The organism is Cupriavidus phytohabitans, from assembly GCF_000426345.1.
GTDB lineage: Bacteria > Pseudomonadota > Gammaproteobacteria > Burkholderiales > Burkholderiaceae > Cupriavidus.
The window spans coordinates 1-23,388 of the sequence record NZ_AUFE01000031.1 but is presented as its reverse complement, the minus strand read 5'-3'; the positions used below and the strand labels follow the sequence as shown (position 1 = coordinate 23,388).

At 68.2% G+C, this 23,388-nt stretch carries 20 protein-coding genes and 1 pseudogene; 9 read left to right on the top strand and 12 right to left on the bottom strand.

Features of this window, described 5'->3' with window-relative positions; genetic code table 11:
- Nucleotides 1-102 precede the first annotated feature (102 nt).
- Nucleotides 103-789: a hydrolase gene (locus K309_RS0121080; protein ID WP_029048265.1), complete on the bottom strand. Its 687-nt coding sequence runs from the start codon at nt 787-789 to the stop codon at nt 103-105.
- A gap of 344 nt (nt 790-1,133) precedes the next feature.
- On the opposite strand from K309_RS0121080, the gene K309_RS0121075 reads away from it, so the two are divergent.
- Together K309_RS0121075 and K309_RS37000 are read left to right on the top strand one after the other, a co-directional pair.
- Complete coding sequence (locus K309_RS0121075) at nt 1,134-1,793, top strand: response regulator transcription factor (RefSeq protein ID WP_029048264.1); 660 nt, start codon at nt 1,134-1,136, stop codon at nt 1,791-1,793.
- A complete protein-coding gene (locus K309_RS37000) occupies nt 1,790-6,142 on the top strand; it encodes a trifunctional serine/threonine-protein kinase/ATP-binding protein/sensor histidine kinase (protein WP_232232443.1) in 4,353 nt (1,450 codons plus the stop codon). The genes K309_RS0121075 and K309_RS37000 overlap by 4 nt, the downstream gene beginning before the upstream one ends.
- 27 nt (nt 6,143-6,169) lie before the next feature.
- Here the strand turns inward: K309_RS37000 and K309_RS0121065 are convergent, their stop codons facing one another.
- The 3 genes from K309_RS0121065 to K309_RS0121055 form a co-directional block, all read right to left on the bottom strand.
- Nucleotides 6,170-7,477, bottom strand: coding sequence for an MFS transporter (locus K309_RS0121065; RefSeq protein WP_029048263.1), 1,308 nt, complete (start codon nt 7,475-7,477; stop codon nt 6,170-6,172).
- Between the two features lie 146 nt (nt 7,478-7,623).
- A complete protein-coding gene (gene kce / locus K309_RS0121060) occupies nt 7,624-8,556 on the bottom strand; it encodes a 3,5-dioxohexanoate:acetyl-CoA acetone transferase (RefSeq protein WP_029048262.1) in 933 nt (310 codons plus the stop codon).
- Between the two features lie 60 nt (nt 8,557-8,616).
- Nucleotides 8,617-9,399 carry an SDR family oxidoreductase gene (locus K309_RS0121055; protein ID WP_029048261.1) on the bottom strand — a complete coding sequence of 261 codons (783 nt, stop codon included), beginning with the start codon at nt 9,397-9,399 and terminating at the stop codon, nt 8,617-8,619.
- A gap of 118 nt (nt 9,400-9,517) precedes the next feature.
- Between K309_RS0121055 and K309_RS0121050 the strand changes: the two genes are divergently transcribed.
- The gene (locus tag K309_RS0121050; protein WP_029048260.1) at nt 9,518-10,297 is read left to right on the top strand and encodes a GntR family transcriptional regulator; all 780 of its coding nucleotides are present in this window, start codon (nt 9,518-9,520) and stop codon (nt 10,295-10,297) included.
- Nucleotides 10,298-10,437: 140 nt separating this feature from the next.
- The gene (locus K309_RS0121045; protein ID WP_029048259.1) at nt 10,438-11,682 is read left to right on the top strand and encodes a TetR/AcrR family transcriptional regulator; all 1,245 of its coding nucleotides are present in this window, start codon (nt 10,438-10,440) and stop codon (nt 11,680-11,682) included.
- A 24-nt stretch (nt 11,683-11,706) separates the two neighbouring features.
- Here the strand turns inward: K309_RS0121045 and K309_RS0121040 are convergent, their stop codons facing one another.
- From K309_RS0121040 to K309_RS44310, 7 genes are all read right to left on the bottom strand, one after another.
- Entirely contained in the window at nt 11,707-12,816 is a 1,110-nt protein-coding gene (locus K309_RS0121040) for an ABC transporter ATP-binding protein (RefSeq protein ID WP_084402485.1), read from the bottom strand.
- Nucleotides 12,803-13,780, bottom strand: a complete 978-nt coding sequence (locus K309_RS0121035) for an ABC transporter ATP-binding protein (protein WP_029048257.1) — start codon at nt 13,778-13,780, stop codon at nt 12,803-12,805. The genes K309_RS0121040 and K309_RS0121035 overlap by 14 nt, the downstream gene beginning before the upstream one ends.
- Nucleotides 13,781-13,847: 67 nt before the next feature.
- Entirely contained in the window at nt 13,848-15,572 is a 1,725-nt protein-coding gene (locus K309_RS0121030) for an ABC transporter substrate-binding protein (protein ID WP_029048256.1), read from the bottom strand.
- A 73-nt stretch (nt 15,573-15,645) separates the two neighbouring features.
- On the bottom strand, nt 15,646-16,584 hold the full coding sequence (locus K309_RS0121025; RefSeq protein WP_029048255.1) for an ABC transporter permease: 939 nt from the start codon (nt 16,582-16,584) through the stop codon (nt 15,646-15,648).
- Nucleotides 16,584-17,540, bottom strand: coding sequence for an ABC transporter permease (locus K309_RS0121020; protein ID WP_029048254.1), 957 nt, complete (start codon nt 17,538-17,540; stop codon nt 16,584-16,586). Before K309_RS0121020 ends, K309_RS0121025 begins: the two co-directional genes overlap by 1 nt.
- Nucleotides 17,541-17,782: 242 nt before the next feature.
- Nucleotides 17,783-18,142, bottom strand: a complete 360-nt coding sequence (locus K309_RS43025) for an acyl-CoA dehydrogenase family protein (RefSeq protein ID WP_084402484.1) — start codon at nt 18,140-18,142, stop codon at nt 17,783-17,785.
- Entirely contained in the window at nt 18,073-18,726 is a 654-nt protein-coding gene (locus tag K309_RS44310) for an acyl-CoA dehydrogenase family protein (RefSeq protein WP_500784377.1), read from the bottom strand. Before K309_RS44310 ends, K309_RS43025 begins: the two co-directional genes overlap by 70 nt.
- Here K309_RS44310 and K309_RS44020 point away from each other — a divergent pair.
- From K309_RS44020 to K309_RS44010, 3 genes and pseudogenes are all read left to right on the top strand, one after another.
- A complete protein-coding gene (locus K309_RS44020) occupies nt 18,609-19,049 on the top strand; it encodes an acyl-CoA dehydrogenase family protein (protein ID WP_369796471.1) in 441 nt (146 codons plus the stop codon). The two genes, K309_RS44310 and K309_RS44020, sit on opposite strands and share 118 nt — an antisense overlap.
- A 45-nt stretch (nt 19,050-19,094) precedes the next feature.
- The gene (locus tag K309_RS44015; RefSeq protein ID WP_029048253.1) at nt 19,095-19,331 is read left to right on the top strand and encodes an acyl-CoA dehydrogenase family protein; all 237 of its coding nucleotides are present in this window, start codon (nt 19,095-19,097) and stop codon (nt 19,329-19,331) included.
- Nucleotides 19,295-19,582: pseudogene (locus K309_RS44010) on the top strand (acyl-CoA dehydrogenase family protein); the annotation flags it as partial. The gene K309_RS44015 and the pseudogene K309_RS44010, both read left to right, overlap by 37 nt.
- On the opposite strand, the gene K309_RS44005 reads toward K309_RS44010, so the two are convergent.
- Nucleotides 19,578-19,670 carry a hypothetical protein gene (locus tag K309_RS44005; RefSeq protein WP_369796470.1) on the bottom strand — a complete coding sequence of 31 codons (93 nt, stop codon included), beginning with the start codon at nt 19,668-19,670 and terminating at the stop codon, nt 19,578-19,580. The pseudogene K309_RS44010 and the gene K309_RS44005 overlap by 5 nt on opposite strands.
- Before the next feature lie 724 nt (nt 19,671-20,394).
- Between K309_RS44005 and K309_RS36980 the strand changes: the two genes are divergently transcribed.
- Entirely contained in the window at nt 20,395-21,759 is a 1,365-nt protein-coding gene (locus tag K309_RS36980) for an MFS transporter (RefSeq protein ID WP_232232442.1), read from the top strand.
- Between the two features lie 60 nt (nt 21,760-21,819).
- Nucleotides 21,820-23,388: 3-hydroxyacyl-CoA dehydrogenase NAD-binding domain-containing protein (locus K309_RS36975; RefSeq protein ID WP_051320535.1), on the top strand; the 1,569-nt coding region annotated here is incomplete at its 3' end.

Here is a 23,388-nt window from a genome sequence, read left to right as displayed (position 1 = left end):
CCCTCCAGGAAGTGGAAGAAGGCACCTTGCCGGTGCCTGGGAAGCAGGCTTGCGCGCCGGCCGTCGTGGGCGCGCGCAAGCGGGCATCGGGGGATGCCGGGATCAGCGCGCCGGCACCGGCGCCACCGACTCGTGCGGCGTGGCGGTGCGCTGCGGCGCCTTGTGCACCATGGTGTAAGCGTAGTCGACGCCCATGCCATAGGCGCCGGAATGTTCCTTGACCAGTTTCATCACGGCGTCATACGTGTCGCGGTGCGCCCAGTCGCGCTGCCATTCCAGCAGCACCTGTTGCCAGGTCACCGGCACCGCGCCGGCCTGGACCATGCGCTGCATGGCGTAGTCGTGGGCTTCCTTGCTGGTGCCGCCGGAGGCATCGGCCACCATGTAGATCTCGTAGTTGCCCTCCAGCATCGCGCACAGCGCGAAGGTGGTGTTGCAGACCTCGGTCCACAGGCCGGCGACGATCACCTTGTTGCGGCCGTTGGCCTTGAGCGCGTCGCGGACCTTCTGGTCGTCCCACGAGTTCATCGAGGTGCGCTCCAGCGTCTTCTGCCCGGGGAACACGTCGAGCAGCTCGGGATAGGTGTAGCCGGAGAACGATTCGCTTTCGACCGTGGTGATGGTGGTCGGGATATTGAAGATCTTTGCGGCCTTGGCCAGGCCGACGACGTTGTTCTTCATGGCCTGTCGGTCCATCGACTGCACCCCGAAGGCCATCTGCGGCTGGTGGTCGATGATGATCAGCTGGCTGTTTTGCGGGGTCAGGACTTCGAGCTTCGGGTTGGACATGGTGTCGATCCTCGGGGGCAAGGGGTTTGAGCAGGCGTAGGCGGGAGGTGGCCGCCGGCAGACGGCACGGCAGCGCGGCCCGGATAACAAGACTAGACTGTGGGCGCAGCCATCGCCATTGCATGAAGGTATTAGTCGGCCCGGCGGCGCTTGCACCGGCGCTTGCACCGGCGCTTGCACCGGAAGCGGGCGAGCGGTCCGGCGCCGGTGCGCGCGGGACTAACACCATGGTATGAGTGACCCGTGCATCTCACCTGGGCTCAAGGCGGTCCATTGCCGATGACGGCCCGCGGTTATAATCCGCTGCTCGTGCGGCCTCGCACGCGTGGACTGGAGATCAGACCGTGACATCCCAAAGCCTGGAGCCTGCCGAAGACAGTGCCTGCGATGACGCGACCGTACTGGTCGTCGACGACGATGCCGGCGTGCGCCATGCGCTCGGCAACCTGTTCCGCTCGGTCGGCCTGAGCGCGGTGCTGTTCGAGTCCGCCGCGGAGCTGCTTGCCTTTCCATTGCCGAATACGCCGTGCTGCCTGGTGCTCGACGTCAGGCTGCGCGGCCCCAGCGGCCTGGACCTGCAGGGCCGGCTGGCCCGCATGGGCGTGCCGCTGCCCATCATCTTCATGACTGGCTACGGCGACATTGCGATGAGCGTGGCCGCGATGAAAGCGGGCGCAGTGGACTTCATTCCCAAGCCGTACCGCGAACAGGACCTGCTCGACGCGGTGGGCGCTGCGCTGGCCAAGGACCGCCTGCGTCGCGAAGGCGCGCGCAAGTCAGACGGATTGCGCGCCAGCTACGAAACCCTTTCGCCGCGCGAGGCCGAGGTCATGGGGCTGGCGGTGTCCGGCCTGCTGAACAAGCAGATCGCGGCCGAGATCGGCATCAGCGAGGTTACGGTCAAGATCCATCGCGGGCAGGCCATGCGCAAGATGAAGGCGCGCACCTTTGCCGAACTGGTGCTGATGGCACAGCAGCTCGGCCTCTGCCAGGCCGGCCAGTGACGGACAAGCCGGCGCTGCGGGCACCGGCGCGCCTGGTCGGGCGCGCCCGCGAGATGGCGCTGCTGACCGACGCGCTGGGGCGCGTGTGCCAGGGCGGCAAATCCGAGCTGGTGCTGATTGCCGGCGCCGCCGGCACCGGCAAGTCCGCGCTGGCCAACGCCTTCTCGCGCCAGGCCGCCGCGCAGACCGGCGCCCGCATTGCCGCCGGCAAGAGCGACCAGCTCCAGCTCGAGATTCCGTATGCGCCTGTGGCGCAGGCCATCCACGCGCTTGCGCACGGCTTGCTGGACGCGCCGCCGGCCACGATTGCGCCAATGCGCGAACGCTGGCTCGGCGCGTTGGCGGGGCAGGGCAAGGCGGTGGCCGAACTCGTGCCCGAGGTCGAGCAGGTGCTGGGCCGCACGGCGCCGCTGGCCAACGTGCCCGCGCAGCAGGCACAGGCCCGCGCGCAGGCCGCGCTGCTGGCAACCTTTGCCGCCTTTGCCGCGCCGGGCATGCCACTGGTCCTGTTCCTCGATGACCTGCAGTGGGCCGATGCATTTACCATTGCGCTGCTGGAGACCTTCACCCTGCAGCCTCCCGGCGGCATCCTGCTGATCGCCGCGTACCGGGACCACGGCCAGGATGTCGAGCAACGCTTCTCGTGGCTGCTGCATGCGAACCGCGCGCTGGCGGTCACGCGCATCGCCGTCAGGCCTCTGGTACCCGATGACCTGGCCGAGCTGGTCGGCGCCGCGCTCGACGAGTCGCCCGCGCGTATCGCGGCGCTGGCGCACGCAGTGCACGACAGGACTGCGGGCAACCCGTTCTTTTCCTACCAGTTGCTGCGCACGCTGGTCGACGACGGCGTACTGACCAGGCAGGCCGGCGGCACTGGCTGGAACTGGCATGCCGCCGAGGTCGACGACCAGCATTACACCAGCAACGTCGTCGACCTGATGATCCGGCGCTTTGCGAGGCTGCCGCGCGCCGGAACCGAACTGCTGCAACAGCTCGCCTGCGTCGGACTGCGCGGCGATGCCGGCCTGCTGGCCCGCGTGGCCGACGTCAGCGCCGCACAGCTGGCCAGCCGGCTGCAACCGTTTGTCGAGGCCGGCTTGCTGGTGCAGGCGCCGTGCGGCTACGCGTTCCAGCATGACCGCGTGCTTGAATCCGCGTACTCGATGATCGAGCCGCACGCGCGTCCCGCCGAGCACGCGCGCATCGCGCAGATCATGATCGGACACTGGCGCGGCGCGCTGGCGGACCATGCGTTCGAGATCTGCAACCAGATCGAGCGCGTGGCCGTCCGTGCGAGCCAGGCGTTGCCGATGCCGCAGCGCGTCGCCTTCGTCGAGGTGCTGCTGGTGGGGGGGCGGCGCGCCTGGCGCTCCGGCGCGATCGGCCAGGCGCTGCACTACATGGACACGGCACAGGCGCTGATGCGGCCGGACTGGTGGGATGCGCACTACGCGCAGGCTTACGCCGTCGACCTGCTGCGTTGCGAATGCCTGCTGGCACAGGCCCGGCTCGATGCCGCCTCGGACGGGATCGACGCGCTGCTGGCGCGCGCACAAAACGCGCTCGACCAGGCCGCCGTGTACCGTCTCCGCGCCAGCCTGCAGACCGTGCGCTCGGACTACGAAGGCGCGATCAACGCTGCCTTGTCCGGGTTGGCGCTGCTCGATGTACACCTGGAGCGCGCGCCGTCCGCGCAGCGCATGCGCGACGCCTGTGACGCCGTGCGCGCCGCGCTGGGCACGCGCCCGATCGCCAGCCTGGCGTCATTGCCCGCGACCGGAGACGCGCGCATCCATGCCGTGATGGGGCTGCTCTCCACGCTGATTTCTTCGCTGTTCGTGCGCGATGGCATCAGCTTCCTGCACGTGGCCAAGATGGTCGAGCTGACCCTCGACCATGGCGCCACGCCGGAGTCTCCGTACGGCCTGTCATGGTTTGGCGTGTTTATCGCCAGCCTGTACGAGAAGTACGAGGACGGGCTGGCGTACGGGCAGGCCGCGATGGCGCTGATCGACCACCATGGCTATGAAGCGGGACGCATCGCCACCCTGGTCGCGGTGGACCAGGTCAGCGCGTGGACGCGTCCGCTGTCGTATGCGCTGAGCCACGCGCAGCAAGCCGTGACCCTGGGGCGCGCCTCCGGCGACATCGGCATGGCCTGCTATGCCTGTAACCATATCGCGTCCGACCTGCTGGTCATGGGCGAGCAGCTGTGCCTGGTGGCGGAAGAGATCGCGCGCGGCCTGGCGCTGACGCGCCAGGTTCAGTACCGGGACATCGAACTGATCCTGCATTCGCAGCTGCATCTCGTGCAGCGGCTGCGCGTGGGCGACGAAGGCGACGAAGGCGGCAAGGGTGGCAAGGGCGGCGAGGACGGCGAAAGCAGCGGGTGGCATGAGGAAGCCGCACACTGCGGGACCGCCGCGCAACGGCTGGCACGCAGCAACTCGCTGCCGACCCGCTTCTGGATCTACCTGTACGACGGCATGGCCGCGGCGTTCCTGGGGCAGTGGGCGCAAGCGGTGCACAGCCTGCGCCACGCCGAGACGCTAATCTGGTCCGCGCCGGCGCATATCAACGTGGCCGACTGCCGCCTGTTCCTCAGCATTGCGCTGGCGCACGCGCAGGCACCGCAGGCCGCCGCCGACATCGCTGCCCACCGCGCCTGCTTCGCGCGCTGGGCAGCGCTCAACCCGCTGACGTTCCGCAACAAGCTGTTGCTGGCCGATGCCGCGCTGGCGCAGGCGGATGGCGATCCGCTGCGCGCGCTAGCCTGTTACGAGCAGTCGGCCGAGGCGGCAGCGGCGGCCGGCTTCGTGCATGAGCAGGCGCTGGCCCACGAACTGGCCGGCATGCTGTGCGCCCGGCAAGGCCTGCATACGGCTGCCCGGCAGCACCTGGCGGTGGCGCGCGCGTGCTACCAGCGCTGGGGCGCCGAACACAAGGCGACGCTGCTGGCCGTCCAATATCCGCAACTCGATGCGCCTGCTGCCGGCGACACGCCGGCGCCGCCCACGCCCCCCACGTCGCCGGTAGCCGGCTGGGAACTCGGCAAGCAGGCGGCGCGTGCCTTGTCCAGCGAGATCGTGATGGATCGGCTGGTCGAGAGCCTGCTGAGCACTGTGATCCTGCATGCTGGTGCCCGCTACGGCCTGCTGGTGCTGATGCGGGACGGCGCGCCCATGATCGAAGCGTCGGGCCGCGTGCTCGACGGCAAGGTGACGGTGGCACTTGGCTCGGCGCCGCCCACCGAGCACGCGCTGCCGCTGGCGGTGCTCAACAGCGTGCTGCGCACGCGCCAGACGCTGGTGCTCGCCGACGCCATGGTAGACGCGCCGTCGATCCGCACCAGGGCCGCCATTGACAGCGGGGTGCGCTCGGTGCTGTGCCTGCCGCTGGTGCGCGGACACAGCCTGATCGGCGCGGTTTACCTGGAGAACAACAACGCCCCGGGCGTGTTCGGCGCGAACCACGTTGCCGAATTGGAAATGCTAGCGCCGCAGGTCGCGATCTCGCTGGAAACGGCGCGCCTGTATGAGCAGCTGATCGGCGAGAACAACCGTCGGGTGGCCGCCGAGATCAGCCTGCGCGATGCGCGCGCCGAGCTGGCCCGCACCTCGCACCTGACCGTGATGGGCACGCTGGCGGCGTCGATCGGCCATGAAGTCAACCAGCCGCTGACTGCCATTGTCGCGACCGTCGATGCCAGCGCGCGCTGGCTGCAGCGGCCGCAGCCGGAACTCGGCGAGGCGCTGGAGGGCCTTGCCTTTATCCGCCAGCATGCGCTGCGCGCCGCCGACATCGTGCGTGCGCTACGCTCGCTGGCGCGGCAGGCCCCCGCGGCGCTCGCGCCGCTTTCGCCGGACGAGGTGCTGCGCGAGGTGCTGGTGATGGTGCGGCCCGAACTGGACGCGCACAACGTCAGGATCGTGACCCGGCTGGCTGCCGGCGCCACGCAGGTCGAGGCGGACCGCGTGCAGCTTCAGCAAGTAGTGCTCAACCTGGTCACCAATGCGCTCGACGCCATGGCCGGCACGCCGGTCGAGCAGCGTGAACTGCTGGTGGCTTCATACCGCGAGCAGCAGGAGCAGGAGATGGTGGTGGTCAGCGTGCAGGATCGCGGGACCGGCATTGGCGAAGACGTGCTGCCGCGGATCTTCGACGCCTTTTTCACCACCAAGGGCGACGGCATGGGGATGGGGCTTGCGATCTGCCGCTCGATCGTCGAGGCACACGGCGGCACGCTGGTAGCCAGGCGCCGCCGCGGCGGCGGCAGCGAGTTCATGTTCCGGCTGCCGGTGCTCCACCCGTCGGCACCGGCAGGGCCGGCGGCAGCGCACGAGCCCTGAACCCCTGAGGGCCCGTGCACCGCGGGCTCAGCGCTCCTGCCCCTGGCGCAGCCGAGGCGCCACCGCGCACGCCACCAGCAGCAGTACGGCCATGATCACCAGCCCGTTGCGCGTGCTGCCGGTCGCCTGCTCGATCAGCCCCATCGTCGACGGCCCGATAAAGCCGCCGACCAGGCCGCAGGTATTGATCAGCGCCAGCCCGCCCGCCAGCGCCACGCCCGTCAGCCGCGACGACGGGAACAGGAACACAATCGACTGCACCACAAAGAACATCAGCGCCGTCATCGAGAAGCCGACCAGTGCCAGCACCGGGCCCGCGAACGCGGCAACCAGCAGGCCGGCCGCCATCACGGCCAGGCCCAGGCACAGCAGGCGGCGTCCGCGCTGCGGGGTGTTGGCATGCCGCGGCAGCCACGCGGCGCCGATGGCGGCGGCAATCCACGGCAGCGAGTTGAGCAGCCCGATTTCCAGCGGCGTGAGCTTGCCGTACGTGCCGATAATGCCCGGCAGGAAGAAGATCACCGTATAGATCGCGATCTGGTGGCAGAAGTAGATGAAGATCGCCAGCCATACCTGCGGATCGCGGATGGCGCCCAGGAACGAGTGGCCGCCCGTGCCGGCGCTGCCGTCGGCGGCTTCCGCGGCCAGTTGTCGGCGGACCTGCTGCGCCTGCGCCGTCGTCAGCCACGGCGCGCTTTCCGGGCCGTCGGGAAGCTTCTTCCACACCACCGCGGCCAGGAACACGGCCGGCAGGCCTTCCAGCACGAACATCCATTGCCAGCCCTTGAAGCCCCAGATGCCTTCCATGCCCAGCAGTGCGCCGCCGAGCGGACCACTGACGATGTTGGCGATGCAGACGCCCAGCAGGAAATAGCCGACCGCCCGCGCACGGTCCTCGCGGCCGAACCAGTAGGTCAGGTACAGCATCACGCCGGGAAAGAGGCCCGCTTCGGCCGCGCCGAGCAGCACGCGCATGATGTAGAAGGACGTTTCGCCCTGGACAAAGGCCATCGCCGCGGACAGCAGGCCCCACGTCACCATGATGCGGGTGATCCAGAAGCGCGCCCCGACCCGATGCATGATCAGGTTGCTCGGGACTTCGAGCAGTGCATAGCTGAGGAAGAACAGGCCCGCGCCGAGGCCGTAGGCGGCCGCCGAGATGTTCAGGTCGACGGCGATATGGGTCTTGGCCAGCGCAATGTTGGTGCGATCGAGAAAGCTGATCACATACGACAGCACCAGCAGGGGCATCAGCTTGCGGAACAGCAGCCCGGTCAGCGGGCGGTCTGTCGGCGCGGCCAGCGATGGCGCGCCGGGGGCGGGTACGGTCTGCATGAACGTGGTCTCCGTTGGGCGGATACGGCGCTGCGCCTCGCGGGCCGCGCGGCTGCCGTTCTGCCTGGTTGATGTCTTCGGTGCCCGCCAGTGGATGGCGGGTGTCGATGGTGGCGGTAGCCGGCCCGCTGCGGCACCGCCGGCGTTCAGAACGCGGTGCCTGCCGCGCCCTTGAGGTCAAGGATGTCGCGGGCTTCGTCCGGCGTGGCCACGTCGATGTTCAGCGCTTCCAGCACGGTGCGGATGCGCGTGACCTGCTCGGCGCTCGATGTCGCCAGCTGGCCCGGGCCGATCCACAGGGAGTCTTCCAGGCCGACGCGCACGTTGGCCCCCATCGCCGCGCCGATCGTCGCCAGCGGGATCTGGCCGCGGCCGGCGCCGAGGATCGACCAGCGGAACTGGTCGCCAAACAGGCGCTGTGCGGTGCGGTGCATGTGCATCAGGTCTTCGGGATCGGGCCCGATGCCGCCCAGGATGCCGAACACGGACTGGATGAAGACGGGGCCCTTGACCAGGCCGCGGTCGAAGAAGTGCCGCAGATTGTACAGGTGGCTGATGTCATAGCACTCGAACTCGAAGCGCGTGCCGTTGGCATTGCCGATGCGCAGGATGTTCTCGATATCCTGGTAGGTGTTCTTGAAGATCAGGTTGCGGCTGTTCTCCAGGTGTTCGCGTTCCCAGTCGTGGCGGAAGTCCCTGAAGCGCTCCAGCATCGGGAACAGGCCGAAATTCATCGAGCCCATGTTGAGCGAGGCCAGCTCCGGCTTGAAGGTCGTGGCCGGCAGCATGCGTTCTTCCACCGTCATGTGCGGGCTGCCGCCGGTGGTGATGTTGATCACCGCATTGGTCTCGGTGCTGATCTTTGCCAGGAAGGGGCGGAACAGCTCGGGATCCTGCGACGGGCGCCCGTCCTTGGGATCGCGCGCATGCAGATGCAGGATGGCGGCGCCGGCGCGCGCGGCGTCGATGGCCGCCTGCGCGATTTCGTCGGCGGTCACCGGCAGGTGCGGCGACATGCTCGGGGTGTGGATGGCGCCGGTCGGCGCGCAGGTGATGATGGCTTTGGCTCGTTTGGCCATGGAGGTTCCCTGGTCTGGCGTTGTTCGGAAATGCAGGCAGCCCGTGCAGGGCAGGGCGCCTTAGCTGAGGGCCTGGGTCAGTCCGTCGACGACCAGTTCCTGGCCGTGTACGTTGGCCGCCTGGTCGCTGCACGCGAAGCGCACCATGTTGGCGATATCGCGCATCGTCACCATGCGGCCCAGCGCCGCCTGCGACGTGTAGTTGCGCGTGACTTCGTCGAGCGGCTTGCCGTGCGATTCCGCCTTGGCTGAAATCACCGCGCGGATGCGCGGGCCGTCGACCGCACCGGGCAGCACCGTGTTGACCCGGATGCCATCCGCGCCCAGCTCCAGCGCCAGCGACTTGGTAAAGCCCACCACGGCCCATTTCGACGCGGAGTAGGCGCTGCGGCCCGGCATGCCGAGATGGCCGGCCGCCGAGGACAGGTTGACGATCGCCGGCGCGTGCCCCTTGCGCAGGCGTGGCACCGCGGCGCGGGTGCACAGGAACTGGCCGGTGATGTTGACGGCGAGGCAGCGCTCCCAGTCGACCAGCGACAGCGTTTCGACGCCGCCGGTCGGGCCGGCCACGCCGGCGTTGTTGACCAGCACATCGAGGCCGCCCAGCCCCGCATCGATCGCCCGGAACAGCGCTTCGACATCGTCCTCGCGGGACACATCGGCCCTGACCGCCAGCACGCCGGGCAGTTCCGCCGCAATCCGCTCCAGGCTCGCGCCCGACACATCACATACCGCGGCGCGGGCACCGGCTTCGATGAAGGCCCGCGTGATCTCCAGGCCAATTCCATCCGCCCCGGCGGTCACCAGTACGCGCTTGCCCGCCAGCGATTCATCCTTCCACATGTATCCGCTCTCCTTGCTTCCAGTGCTTACAAGTCCATGCGACAGGCCAGTGCCTGCCTTCGGAAGCAAGATTAAAACTGTGATCACAGATCTCATATAGCGGATTACCCTATGTGGTATGCTTCGCCGCATGCCCCTGAACGAACTCGTAACGCCGCTGACCCGCCAGACGCTGAGCCGCGATGTCTACACACAGCTGCGGGAGCTGCTGATTACTGGCCAGATGATGCCGGGGGAGCAGATTTCGCTGCGCAATATCGCGGCAGCGCTGGGCGTGAGCGTGATGCCGGTGCGCGAGGCGGTCCACCGCCTGGTCGCCGAGCAGGCGCTGGAACTGACGCCCAACCGGGCGCTGCGCGTGCCGCGGATGAGCGTCAGCCAGTTCGAGGAAATCACCAAGATCCGGATCCAGCTGGAGGGGCTGGCGACGGCCACCGCCGCCGAGCGCATCACCGATGCCGAACTGGCGCGGGTCGAGTCGCTGCGCAGCCGGTTTGCGGCGGAGATGTCGAAGGACCGGCCCGACGGCGCCGGGGTCATCGCCGCCAACCAGGCGTTCCACTTTGCCGTCTATGCGGCGGCAAGGATGCCGATCCTGCTGCAGATGATCGAGTCGCAGTGGCTGCGCATCGGGCCGATCCTCAACCACGACCTGCGTTCCGGATCGCGCCGCGTGGATGAGCGCGTCGCCGTCAAGCATCACGACAAGCTGGTCGAGGCCCTGCGCGGGCACGACAGCGAAGCGGCCTGCGCGGCGCTGCGCGGCGATATCGAGAGCGCGGCGGCCTACATCGTGTCGGCGGGCGTGCTGGTCAATGCGGACGGTATCGAGCCTGCCGCGGCCATGCTGGCGCCGGTGCAGCGGGCGGCCAGGGCGCGGCCGAAGGCGGCTTCGTAGTCGTCCTGATCGCTTCAACAATACGGTACGTGCGGCAAAGCGGGAACATCCCAATATCTCTCGCGCTATACCCGCACCTATAATCCCTGGCACCGTATCTTCGAAAAACCGGTTCGCCCATCCGCGTAGCCGGACCGCTCATGCTCACGGACCAGTCGGAAGCCAGGCAGACCCGCCGTTATGTCGAAAAGCGCGAAGGCATCCTCGATGCCGCCGCGGCGCTGTTCAACCGCAAGGGCGTGCGCGGCACGACGCTGTCGGACGTCGGCCAGCTGGTGGGGCTGAACACCAACAGCATCACGTACTACTTCCGCAAGAAAGAAGACCTAGTGCTGGCCTGCCTGATGCGCACCATCGAGGAAATGCGCGGCCTGGCCGGCGCGGCTTCGCGGCACGGCAGCGCCGGCGAGCGCGTTGCCGCCTTCATCGCGCTGTTTGTCGCGCGGCTGGCGCGCACCGCGGCAGGCGAGCGGCCCGAGCTGATGAGTTTCCGCGAGATCCGCGCGCTGCCGGCCAGCCATGCCGACGTGGCGTTCTCCGCCTACAACGACATGTTCCGGCAGATCCGCGGGCTGCTGCGCCATGCCACGCACGCCGATCCGGCACAGAACCCGGCACAGCGCAGCGCGCTGAGCGCGCGGGCCCACCTGCTGCTGTCGCTGACCAGCGGCGCGATGAGCTGGATCGAACGCTACGAACCCGCGGACTATCCCAAGGTCGCGCAGACGCTGGCGGACATCGTGCTCAACGGCATTGCCGCGCCCGGCACCGCATGGCAGCCGGATCCGGATGTCGAAGCGCTGCTGCCGACGCTGGGCCAGCCGGAAACGACGCAGCAGGCGTTCCTGCGCGCCGCCACCGAGCTGCTGAACGAGCAGGGCTACCGTGGCGCCTCGGCGGACCGGATCTCGGCACGGCTGAACCTGACCAAGGGCGCGTTCTACCACCACAACGAGAACAAGGACGACCTCATCTCCGCCTGCTTCGACCGCATGTCGGCGGTGATCCGCGATACCCAGACGCTGGCCGACGAGATGCCAGGCACCGGCTGGGACAAGCTGTGCGCGGTGTCGCGCGCGCTGGTGCATTACCAGTTCTCCAGCCAGGGGCCACTGCTGCGGCTGACCATCTACGGGGCGCTGCCGGAAGAGATGCGCGTCGCCAAGATGCAGGACATGGCGCGGCTGTCGACGCGCTTTGTCCGCTTCCTGGTGCAAGGCATGCAGGACGGTTCGATCCGGCCGCTGGACCAGTCGATCGCCGCGCTGCAGGTGCACGGCATGATCAACGCCGCGGTCGAGCTGCGCCGCTGGGTCCGCGACGCCACCTCGGACAACGCCGCCGAGCTGTTCGTGCGGCCCATGATGATGGGCCTGCTGCGCTGAGCCGTGTTTGTCGCCTGCCTGCTGTCAGCCGTACAGATGGCAGGCCACCATCTGCCCGTCGCCGTGGTCGCGCAGCACCGGGTCGGCGCTGCGACACTGCGGCATTGCCGAAGGGCAGCGCGTGTGGAAGCGGCAGCCCGAAGGCGGATGCATCGGGCTGGGGACTTCGCCCTGCAGCACGATGCGCTGGCGCTGGCGTTCGGCGCGCACGTCGGCCACCGGCACCGCGGACAGCAGCGCGCGTGTGTACGGATGGCGCGGCTCTGCGTAGAGCTGGTGCCGGGTCGCGATCTCGACGATGCGCCCCAGGTACATCACCGCGATGCGGTCGCTGATATGGCGCACCACCGCCAGGTCATGGGCGATGAACAGGTAGGACAGGCCCAGGCTGCGCTGCAGCGCCATGAACACATTGACTACCTGCGCCTGGATCGACACGTCCAGCGCCGACACCGGTTCGTCGCAGACGATCAGGCTCGGTTTCAACGCCAGCGCACGCGCGATGCCGATGCGCTGCCGCTGGCCGCCCGAGAATTCGTGCGGATAGCGGTCGGCCATGTAGGGCAGCAGGCCGACCATGTCGAGCAGCTCGGCCACGCGCGCCTGCAGCGCGGCACGGTCGCCGGCCAGCCCATGCACCTGCAGCGGCTCGGCAATGATGTCGCGCACCTTCATGCGCGGGTTCAGCGACGCGAACGGATCCTGGTAGACCATCTGCACGCTGCGGCGGAAGCGTTTTTCGCGCGCGCCGCTGAAGCCGGCCAGGTCCTCGCCGTCGAAGGCGATCCGTCCCGCGCTGGCGGGCAGCATCTTCATGATGGCCAGCCCGGTGGTGGACTTGCCGCAGCCGCTTTCGCCCACCAGCCCCAGCGTCTCGCCGCGGCGCAGCGTGAACGAGACGCCGTCGACCGCCTTGACCGAGCCGACCTGGCGCTTGAGCAGCACGCCGCGCGTCACGGGGAAATGGACCTTCAGGTCTTCGACCTTCAGGATCACGTCGTCGGACTGGAGCGGTTGGCGCGATTGAAAACTGGCCGGGGCCTCGGCGCTTGCGCTGCCATGCGTGCAATCCGTGCGTTCGGCGCGCTCAGGCGGCGCGACGCTGCGCGCCAGGGGCGTGTCAATGTGCGTCATGAAGGAAGCAAGCCTTGAGATGTTGGTCGGAAACCGCGCGCAGCTCGGGCGGCGCCTGCCGGCACTGGTCCTGCGCCAGCCGGCAGCGCGGCAGGAAAGCGCAGCCCGGGCCCAGCGCGGTAAGGTCTGGCGGCTGGCCGTCGATCGGCACCAGCGGCTGGCTGGTGTCGCCGTCCAGGCGCGGCACGCACGCCATCAGGCCGCGCGTGTAGGGATGCGCGGGATGGCGGTACAGTTCGTCCGCGGTCGCCGTCTCCACCAGCCGCCCGCCATACATCACCGCGACGCGGTCGGCATAGCGCGCCACCACGCCAAGGTCGTGCGTGATCAGGATCAGCGCCGTGCCGGCCTGCTGCGCCAGCCCCTTCAGCAGATCCAGGATCTGCGCCTGCACGGTGACATCGAGCGCGGTGGTCGGTTCGTCCGCGATGATCAGCTTCGGCTTGCAGGCCAGCGCCATCGCGATCATCGCGCGCTGCCGCATGCCGCCCGAGAACTGGTGCGGATAGGCATGGGCGCGGCTGCGCGGCTCCGGGATCTGCACCTGCGCCAGCAGTTCCGCGGCCTCTTCGTAGGCGTCGCGCCAGGCGCGGCCCTGGTGCACGCGGATCGGCTCGGCGATCTGCTTGCCCACGGTCAGCGCCGGGTTCATCGACGACATCGGCTCCTGGAACACCATCGCAATGCGGTTGCCGCGGATGGCGCGCATGGCCGCCGGCCTGAGCCTGAGCAGGTCCTGTCCTTCGAAGCGGATCTCGCCGGACTCGATGACGCCGGGTGGCTGCGGGATCAGGCCGAGGATCGACAGCGCGGTCACGCTCTTGCCCGAACCCGACTCGCCGACGATCGCCAGCGTCTCGCCGGCGGCCACGTCGAACGAGACCCGGTCCACCGCGGTGACCACGCCGCGGTCGGTGCGGAAGCGCGTGGTCAGGTTCTTCACCTGCAGGATTGGCTCTGTCATGGTTGCTTTCCTGTCGACAGTGCGGGTTGACAGTGCGGGTTGACGGTGCGGATTGACGTTGCGGAGGTCAGAACCCGAGTTTCTTCTTCATCTCCTGGTCGATCCATGCCCTGGCATAGATGGGCCCGTTGCGCACGGCGCCAGCGCGCAGCTCGCCGTCGTAGTTCTTGACCCACGGCCACCACGCCGTGAACAGGTAGGGCGTGGGCAGCCAGATATACGGGGCTTCGGCCAGGATGTCGCGGGTCATGGCACGCAACGCTTCCTGGCGCTTGCCCAGGTCGCGCATCTGGAAGGCCTGGTTGACGCGGGCATCGAACCTCGGGTCGTTCCATTGCGAGGCGTTCCACACCTGTCCCGCGACGAAGCTCTTGCGGATCGTCGTGGTCGGGTTGGTATGGCCATTGCTCATCATGTAGCCCGGCGCATTGGTCCTGGTGGTCATCGCCGACAGGAAGGCGCCGTACTCCATCGGCTGGATCTCGATGCGCACGCCGACCTGCTCCAGGTAGGCCCCGATCAGCGGCAGCATTTCCATATGGTCCTGGCTGCAGGCGCAGACCTGCACCTTGAACTTGAAGCCCTTCGGGTAGCCGGCCTCGGCCAGCAGCTTCTTCGCCTTCTCCGGGTTGTAGGTGAAGAGCTCCTTGACCGATTCCGGCATCGCGCTCAGTGGCTCGAAATAGCCGGTGTAGTCCGGGTGCTGCGGATAGGCAAACAGCTCGGCATTGCCGCCGTAGTACTGCTTGACGATTTCCTGCTTGTTCACCGCCATATTCAGGGCGCGGCGCACGCGGATATCGTTGAACGGCCTGGTGTCGACGCGCAGGGCCAGGTACTGCCCGGTGTAGGAGAGCCAGCGCGACCACTTGAGCTGCGGCGCGCTCTTCTTCAGTTCATCGACTGCGGTCCAGCGCACCATTTCCAGCACGTCGAGCTTGCCGGTGCGCAGCATGGTGTTGCGGGTGGCCTCGTCCTTGACGGTGCGCAGTATGACCTTGTCGGCAAAGGGCAGCTTGTAGTCCTTGCCGCCGATCTTCTCGGTGTCCCAGTACTGCGCGTTCTTTGCATATGTGCTGGAGTTGCCCTGCACGAACTGGCTCAGCGTGAACGGGCCGGAGCCGGTGACGTTCTTCCAGTTCGCCGCGCCCGCGGTGGCGACCTCCCTGGGCATGATGCCGGAGTAGTAGCCCCAGCCGAAGCGGTAGTCCCATTCCGCGTTGAACTCCTTGAAGCGGAACACGACCGTGTGCTTGTCCACGGCCTCGACCTTGCTCAGGTGGTCGAAGTAGGTGGGGATCTTCTTGGCGCTGGCGTTCTGCCGGCTGTAGCTGAACACTACGTCCTCCGCGGTCAGCTCTCGCTCTTCCATCACGCCCGGCTTGGCCGGGAAGCGCACGTTCTTGCGCAGCTTGACTTCGAGCGTGAGCGGGTCGGTCCATTTCCAGCTCTCGGCCAGCTCGCCGCGGATGGCATCCTCGGGCAGCCAGGCGTCGGCCTGGAAGGCGTACTTGCCGCCGTTGCGGCGGGCCTTGGACAGATCGGCGGCGAAGAGCTGCTCATAGACCTGGCCGGTGTCGTAGTTCTGCTTCCAGTTCCAGTCGCCCAGGTCCCACGACAAGGCGGAGATGGTAGGGTAGACCGAGCCGACTTCGATGGTGCCGCCATACTTCGGCGCTTCCGCCTGGGCGGCTGCCGTGCCACAGGCGAAGGCCGCGGCCATTGCCGTCGCCGCCATCGCCAGGCAAGCCCGCCTCGTCATCCTGCCGTCCGTCTTCACGCTGCGCACCATCGTCTGCTCCTTTGGGGATCATGATGTGCCGGCTCGATACCCGATACGCCGGCCGCTCGTCAATCTGCTGTTCTCAGCGGCTGCCCCGCATGCGCGGGTCGAGCAAATCGCGCAGGGCGTCGCCATACACGTTGATCGCATAGACCACGATCGTCAGGCAGGCGCCCGGCGCCAGCGCCAGCCACGGGCCCTGGAACATGAACGTGCGTCCGTCACCGGACAGCATGCCGCCCCAGGTCGGCGCCGGCGGCGGCACGCCGAGGCCGAGGAAGGACAGGCCGGACTCCGCCAGGATTGCGGTCCCCACGCGCGTGGTGAACAGCACGATCACCGGCGGCAGCACATTGGGCAGGATATGGCGCCACAGGATGCGGCCGGTCGACGCCCCCATCGACTGCGCCGCATGCACGTACATGTTCTCGCGCACCGACACCACCGCGCTGCGCACGATGCGCGAGCCGCCGATGCCCAGCAGCAGGCCGAGCGTGCAGACGATCTGCCAGCTGCCCGGGCCCAGCACCGACACCACCACGATCAGGATCACCAGGTCGGGAAAGCTCATCCACGCGTCCACCATGCGCTGCACCACCAGGTCGAACTTGCCGCCCAGGTAGCCGGTCAGGATGCCCAGCACCAGCGAGATTGCCGTGGCCAGCGTCGCCGCCGACAGCCCGATCACCACCGACAGCCGGGCGCCGTACAGGCAGCGCGAGAACATGTCGCGGCCGAGGTTGTCGGTGCCGAACGGATGCGCCCACGAGGGCGGCTGCAGCCGCGCCATCATGTTGATCTGGTTCATGCCATATGGCGCCAGCAGGTCGGCGAACACGCCGCAGAACAGGAACACCGCGCAGATCACCGCGCCGGCGGCGCCCAGCGGCTTGTCGCGGAACAGCCGCCGCAGCAGCGCAAAGCGGGGCTGTCGTTGCCGGGCGGAGCGGGGCGGGGCGCCAGGCAGCGTGCCAGGCAGGGTGGCGGAAGCGGCTTGCGGATCGACGGTCGGGGGTGCCATCAGCGGTGCCTCACTTTGGGGTCGAACAGGCCGTAGCTCAGGTCGACGAGCAGGTTGATCAGCATCACCGCGACGCCGACCACGAGGAAGACGCCGGTGATCAGCGGATAGTCGCGCTGGTGCACGGCATCAAGCAGCAGCAAGCCCATGCCCGGCACCACGAAGATCTGCTCGATCACCACGGCGCCGCCGATCAGCAGGGGCGCCTGCAGGCCGATCAGCGTTACCACCGGGATCAGCGCATTGCGCAGCGCATGCCGCAGGATCACCAGCGGCTCGTTCAGGCCCTTGGCCCAGGCGGTGCGGATATAGTCCTGGCGCAGCACCTCCAGCATCATGGTCCGCGTCATGCGCATGGTGATCGCCGACAGCGCCATGCCCAGCACGATGGCCGGCACCAGCATCTGCCTGACATGCTGCACCGGGTCTTCCAGGAAGGGGACGTAGCGCACTTCCGGCGACCAGCCCCACCACACCGACGGGAACACCATCACCATCGTGCCCAGCCAGAAGCTGGGCACCGCCAGCATCAGGATCGAAAAGGAACGCGCCACATAGTCTGCCGCGGTGTCCTGGCGGATCGCCGACAGCACGCCGATCGGCAGCGCCACCGTCAGCGCCACGGCCAACGCCAGCACGCCCAGCGAGAAGGTCGCGGGGATGCGCGCCATCACCATCCTCAGCACCGGCTCGCCTTGCCACAGCGACTGGCCCAGGTCGCCATGCAGCACGATATTGCCGACCCAGTGCAGGTACTGCTCCCACATCGGGCGGTCGAGGCCGAGCGCGCGGACCAGGTCTTCGCGGGTGCGGGTATCGGCGCTGATGTCGTTCTGGCTCAGCATCAGGTCGACCACGTCGCCCGGCACCAGCCGCACGATGGCGAACACGATGATGCTGGCGAAGACCAGCGTCGGCAGCAGCGCCAGCAGGCGGCGCAAGACATAGGCGCTCATTGCAGGCCTCCGTGCGGATGCCGGCAATGCTGCCTGACGCCAGCCGTTGCGGTCGCTATCGGGAATACGGGTGCCCAGGGACTTGCCGACATGCTGCCTCCTTGCTGGCGGTCGGGCCGGTGCGGGCGCATGGCGCCGCAACCGGGGCATCCGTTGTCGCCTCGGTGTTGCGTGATGTCCTGCAGGCCCCTGCGGATGGGGCCGCCTTTCTCAATCGCTCAGTCGCTCAGTCGCTCAGTCGCTCAGTAGCCGCGCAGCGTGGCCCAGCGGTCGAGCTGCCAGTTGGCGTCGCCCAGCCATTCCTGCGCGGTGCGGGCGCGCTTCATGAAGAAGCCGATATCGAATTCATCGGTCATGCCGATGCCGCCGTGCATCTGCACGCCTTCCTGCACCGCCAGCGTGGCGGTATCGCCGGCCTTGGCCTTGGCCACGCAGACCAGCGGCTCGGGGCGGAGATGCCGAAGCTCTGCAGCGGCACGCGGCAGTTCAGCCGCTGGCATCTCGGCGCGCAGCACCCGTGCCTCGGCCGCGCTCAATCCGGCGCCGCCATACTCGCGCGGCCATTCCGGTACGGTCCAGCCCTGTTCGGCCATCCGCTGCATGGCCTTCGTCGAGCCGCTGCCTTCAGGTAGGCCAGCGTGCGCGCGAAGCTGGCATCGGCGATGCCGAGCAGCTCGGACGACAGCACGGCGCGGCCGATGTCGAGCACCCGCTCCAGCATCTGCGCGCCGCTGCCCACGCTGCCCAGCAGCGCATCGGCCGGTACCCTGGCGGCGTGGAAGACGATGCGCGCGGCGTTGGTGGCATCGGCCAGCACGCAGCGCTCCACCTGCACGCCGGCATGGTCGCGCGGGACCAGGAACAACGAGATGCCGTCGCCCGCGCCAGCGCCCATCCGCGCCGCGACCACCAGCGTATCGGCCACGTGGCCGTCGACCACGAAGACCTTGCTGCCATCGAGCACATAGCCGTCGGCATCGCGCCGCGCCTGCGTGGCGATGCGCTCGGGGCGGTGCCGGGCGGTTTCATCCAGCGCCAGCGCCATCAGGTGCCGGCCCGCGGCGATCTCTGGCAGCAGCGCCCTGCGCTGGCCTTCGTTGCCGTACAAGCCGACCAGCGCGGCGCCGAGCACGGCGGTGGACAGGAAGGGCAGCGGCGCCAGCGTGGTGCCGATCGCTTCCGCGATCACGCCGGCCTCGCTTCGAGGTCGACGAGGCGGCCTTCGTCGCGGCCGGCGAGCGCGCCCGCGACCTGGCGCGGCAAGGCGAAGGCATGGCCGCGTTCTCGTCCGTACTGAAGTACTACGGCGCGGAACTGAACAAGCGGCGCTACGAGCTGCTGATGTCGGCAGGCGGCACCGATGCCCTCGAATGGGAAGGCGCGCGCAGCCAGGAAGGTGCGCTGGCGCGGGCATGGCTGCGCACCAAGGCGAATTCGATCGAGGGCGGCACCAGCGAGGTCCAGCTCAATATCGTCGCCAAGCGCCTGCTCGGCCTGCCCGGCGCCTGAGCCGCCGCGCAACCCTTCACGACCCCACATCTGCCAGACGCCGCCATGCCTATCGTACTGACCGACACGCAGGAGATGCTGCGCGACAGCGCCATGACGTTCCTGCAAGAGAACGCCCCGATCTCCGCGCTGCGCACGCTGCGCGACACCCGCGACCCCGTCGGCTTCTCGCGGGAGCTGTGGCAGCGCTGCGCCGCGCTGGGCTTTGCCGGGGTGATGATCGACGAGTCGTACGGTGGCAGTGGCCTTGGCGCGGTACCATGCTCGGGCCCGCCCTGCTGAAATATGGCACCGAGGCGCAGAAGCAGGAACACCTTCCAAAGATTGCCCGCGGCGAGATCCGCTGGTGCCAGGGCTATTCCGAACCCAACGCCGGCTCTGACCTGGCCGCGCTGCAGACGCGCGCCGAGGATCGCGGCGACCATTTCTTGGTCAACGGCCAGAAAATCTGGACGTCGTATGCCGACAAGGCCGACTGGATCTTCTGCCTTGTGCGCACTGATTTCGCGGCGCAAAAGCACACCGGCATCAGCTGCGCGCGCAGATCGCGTGCTGGCAACGCAGCACGGCGGCGCGGGCGAGCTCGATCTCGGCGAAGAGGTGCGCGGCGCGGTGCTGCAGTGCCTGGAACTCGCCGATGGCCTTGCCGAACTGCCTGCGCTCCGCCGCTGCGCTTCTGACTGATAGCGGAACTTGCGGCCGCCCCAGCAGATGTCTTCCTCGTCCTGCATCGGCAGGCGCATCTCAGGGGGGCAATTGGCCTCCAGCCAGGCGTGTGCCTGCTGCCGGAACGTTTCCAGTGCGTCCAAGCTCGTCTCCTTGTTGTGCGCCTGTGGGCCCGTGTCCTGCGCTGTTGCCTGGCGGCCGGCAGGATCATGGGCACTGCTCCAGCAGTCTCGTTTTTCGAAAAACGGCGACAGCGACGCAGCGGCAGAAACTCTTATACAAGCCGCATCTGGCATCGTCAATACTCCAAAACCTAAACGGGGCAACAGAGCGACTGTCATCCCGAACCGGAGCGGGCGGCGGAGAGCGGCCCGTGGCCGCGACCACCAAGGCGTGGCGGCGACTAATGCATTGCAGCAATGCTGCTGGGAAATATGCGGGATCTTCATGGTATGTATGGCCGAAAGCGTAGGGCTTCTGCCGCATTGCCGCGTTTCCGGCCGGGATCGCTTCATCGATCCTGTTGCCGGCTTGCCCCCTCGATGCCGCAATTTCGAAACCTCGCCATGTCGTCACGCTCGAAAAACGAACGCTTGTGCTAGCATTTATCGAAGCCATACCAAAAACACGAAAATGCATCCGGCATCGCACTGGGGCCGGACCCATAGCGGGAGACGACGTGACAACGCAGGCCGGCATGAGCGGCGCGCTGCTGGGCGAAGCCGCGGAGGTGGAGCAGCAACGGGCCGAGCAAGATTTCCGCGACCATGTCGACCGCCACCTGCCGCGCAATGCCAGGGCGTTCCTGATCCACGGCATGCTCGGCATGACCGGCTTCCGGCTGGTGACCGCGCCCACCTTCGTGCCCGCCTACCTGTACCTGTTGTCCGGCTCGAAACTCACAGTCGGACTCGTGCTCGCTGCGCAATATGCCGGCATGGCCGCCTCGTCGATCTGGGGCGCGACGCTGATCGAGCATCGCCAGCGCGTGATGCCGCTGATCTACCTGGTGGGCTGGCTGGTGCGCGGCCAGATCCTGGGGCTGGCGCTGTCGGCGCTGCTGCTGAGCGGGCGCGGCGCGCTGATGGCCGCGGCAGCGTTCCTGCTGCTGTTCGGGCTGCTCAACGGCGTGCAGAACGTCAGCTTCAACTACCTGACCTCCAAGATCATCCCGCTGGCGCGGCGCGGGCGCCTGACGGCGCTGCGCAACTTCTTCGGCGGCCTCACCGCGGCGGCGGTGGCGTGGATGGGCGGACGCTACCTGGTCGGCAATGACGTGTTCGGCAATGGCTATGCCGCCACCTTCCTGGCTGCCTTCGTGCTGACCAGCCTGGGGATCTCGGCGCTGGCGGGCATGCGCGAGCCGGCGCTGCACGACGTGCGCATGCGCGCCGGCTTTGGCCGGCGCGTGCGTGAGTTGCCGGCGCTGCTGGCAGCCGACCGGGATTTCGTGCGCTTTTTCGCGGCGCGGGCACTGGTGGCGCTGGGCATGATGGCGATGCCGTTCTATGCGATCTACGCCGGCCGGCTGCTGGGGCTGGATGGCGCCACGCTCGGGTACCTGAGCCTGGCCTACCTGCTGGCGCAGACGGGCAGCAACCTCGCCTGGGGCCGCGTCGCGGACAGGCATGGCTACCGGCTGGTGTTCCTGGCCAGCATCGCCACGTGGATCGCCGCCACGGCATGGCTGCTGGCGTGCGCCACGCTGCCGGGCTTCCTGCTGGCGTTCTGCGGTTTGGGTGCGGGCTTCGGCGGCTTCTTTATCTCGGCGGACAACCTGGTGATGGAGTTCGGCGCACGCAAGGACCGGCCGATGCTGCTGGCGGTTTCCGACACGGCCACGTTCGGCATGATGGCCGTCGGGCCGGTGATCGGCGGGCTGCTGGCGCAGTCGGTGCACTTCCCGCTGGTCTTTGTCGTTGCCATCGCGGTCAAGCTGGCCGCCTTCGTGCTGGCACTTCGCATTGCCGACCCGCGCTCGCGCCGGACCGGCACGGACCGCGCTGTCACGCCCGTCGAGGATGTGGCCGGCGTGCATGACTGAGACATGCGCGGTCGGCCGATTCCCCTTTTCCCTTTCTCCCCGAAAGTACAAGGAACTTGCATGACCGCCATCAACGCAGTCACCAGCCTGGCCGTGGACGGCAATATCGCCGTGCTGACCGTCGATTCGCCCCCTGTCAACGCGCTGTCCGCCGCCGTGCGCGCGGGCATCCTGCAGGGGATCGAGCGCTGCATCGCCGATCCGGCGGTGCAGGGCATCGTGCTGGCCTGTGCCGGCAAGACCTTCATTGCCGGCGCCGATATTACCGAGTTCGGCAAGCCGTTCGTGCCGCCCGGGCTGCCTGAGGTGCAGGCGGCCATCGAAAACAGCCCCAAGCCGGTAGTCGCCGCCATCCATGGCACCGCGCTCGGCGGCGGGCTGGAGGTCGCGCTGGTGTGCCATTACCGCATTGCCGCGCGCAGTGCGAGATGCGGCCTGCCCGAAGTCCACCTCGGTCTTTTGCCGGGCGCCGGCGGCACGCAGCGGCTGCCCCGGCTGGTCGGTGTGGAAAGGGCGCTGGAGATGGTCGCCTACGGCACCCATGTGCCGGCGCCCGAGGCGGCCGAGATGGGCCTGCTCGATGCGCTCGCCGACGATGCCACGCTGCGCGCGGACGCCATCGCCTTCGCGCGCCGGATCGTCGAAGAGAAGCGGCCGCTGCGCAAGGTGCGCGACCTTGAGGACAGGATTACGCCCGCGCGCGGCCATGGCGAACTGTTCGCCGCCTTCCGCAAGGCCAACGCGCGCCGTTTCCGCGGCTTCGAGGCGCCCGAGGCCAATATCCGCTGCATCGAGGCGGCGGTCGAGCTGCCCTTTGACGAGGGCCTGCGGCGCGAGCGCGAGCTGTTCCAGGCGTTGATGGCGGGCACGCAGTCCGCTGCGCAGCGCTACGTCTTCTTTGCCTCGCGACAGGTCTGGAACGTGCCCGACATCGGCGCCGATGTGCAGCCGATCCCCGTGGCCAAAGTCGGCATCGTGGGCGCAGGCACCATGGGCGGCGGCATCGCGATGAACTTCCTCAACGCCGGCATGCCGGTCACCATCGTCGAGACCACGCAGCAGGCGCTTGACCGCGGGCTGCGCACCATCCGCGCGAACTACGACAACACCATGAAGAAGGGGCGCCTGAGCGCCGCCGATGTCGAGGCGCGCATGGCGCTGCTGACGCCCACGCTGGACCTGCAGCACCTGGCCGAAGCCGACCTGGTGATCGAAGCCGTGTTCGAGAACATGGAAGTCAAGAAGGAACTGTTCGGCCGGCTCGACCGGATCGTCAGGGCGGGCGCCATCCTGGCGACCAACACCTCGGCGCTGGATGTCGACGAGATCGCCGCGGCCACGTCGCGTCCAGAGGCCGTGATCGGGCTGCATTTCTTCTCGCCGGCCAATGTGATGAAGCTGCTGGAAGTGGTGCGCGGCGAGAAAACCGCAAAGCCGGTGGTGCGGACCTCGATGGAGCTGGCACGCAAGATCGGCAAGGTCGCGGCGCTGGTCGGCGTCTGTCCCGGCTTCGTCGGCAACCGGATGCTGGCGCAGCGGCAGCGCGAAGCGCAGAAGCTGGCGCTGGAGGGGGCGCTGCCCCAATCCATCCAAGTTAAGCCGCCAATAAAATCGCAATTCCCCCCGCGA

Bases quoted from the DNA above. Each gene is read 5' to 3' on its own strand.
- K309_RS0121080 (WP_029048265.1), bottom strand. From the start codon at position 789: ATGTCCAACCCGAAGCTCGAAGTCCTGACCCCGCAAAACAGCCAGCTG.
- K309_RS0121065 (WP_029048263.1), bottom strand. From the start codon at position 7,477: ATGCAGACCGTACCCGCCCCCGGCGCGCCATCGCTGGCCGCGCCGACA.
- kce (WP_029048262.1), bottom strand. From the start codon at position 8,556: ATGGCCAAACGAGCCAAAGCCATCATCACCTGCGCGCCGACCGGCGCC.
- K309_RS0121055 (WP_029048261.1), bottom strand. From the start codon at position 9,399: ATGTGGAAGGATGAATCGCTGGCGGGCAAGCGCGTACTGGTGACCGCC.
- K309_RS0121050 (WP_029048260.1), top strand. From the start codon at position 9,518: ATGCTTCGCCGCATGCCCCTGAACGAACTCGTAACGCCGCTGACCCGC.
- K309_RS0121045 (WP_029048259.1), top strand. From the start codon at position 10,438: ATGCTCACGGACCAGTCGGAAGCCAGGCAGACCCGCCGTTATGTCGAA.
- K309_RS0121040 (WP_084402485.1), bottom strand. From the start codon at position 12,816: ATGACGCACATTGACACGCCCCTGGCGCGCAGCGTCGCGCCGCCTGAG.
- K309_RS0121035 (WP_029048257.1), bottom strand. From the start codon at position 13,780: ATGACAGAGCCAATCCTGCAGGTGAAGAACCTGACCACGCGCTTCCGC.
- K309_RS0121030 (WP_029048256.1), bottom strand. From the start codon at position 15,572: ATGGTGCGCAGCGTGAAGACGGACGGCAGGATGACGAGGCGGGCTTGC.
- K309_RS0121025 (WP_029048255.1), bottom strand. From the start codon at position 16,584: ATGGCACCCCCGACCGTCGATCCGCAAGCCGCTTCCGCCACCCTGCCT.
- K309_RS0121020 (WP_029048254.1), bottom strand. From the start codon at position 17,540: ATGAGCGCCTATGTCTTGCGCCGCCTGCTGGCGCTGCTGCCGACGCTG.
- K309_RS43025 (WP_084402484.1), bottom strand. From the start codon at position 18,142: ATGCAGCGGATGGCCGAACAGGGCTGGACCGTACCGGAATGGCCGCGC.
- K309_RS44015 (WP_029048253.1), top strand. From the start codon at position 19,095: ATGCCTATCGTACTGACCGACACGCAGGAGATGCTGCGCGACAGCGCC.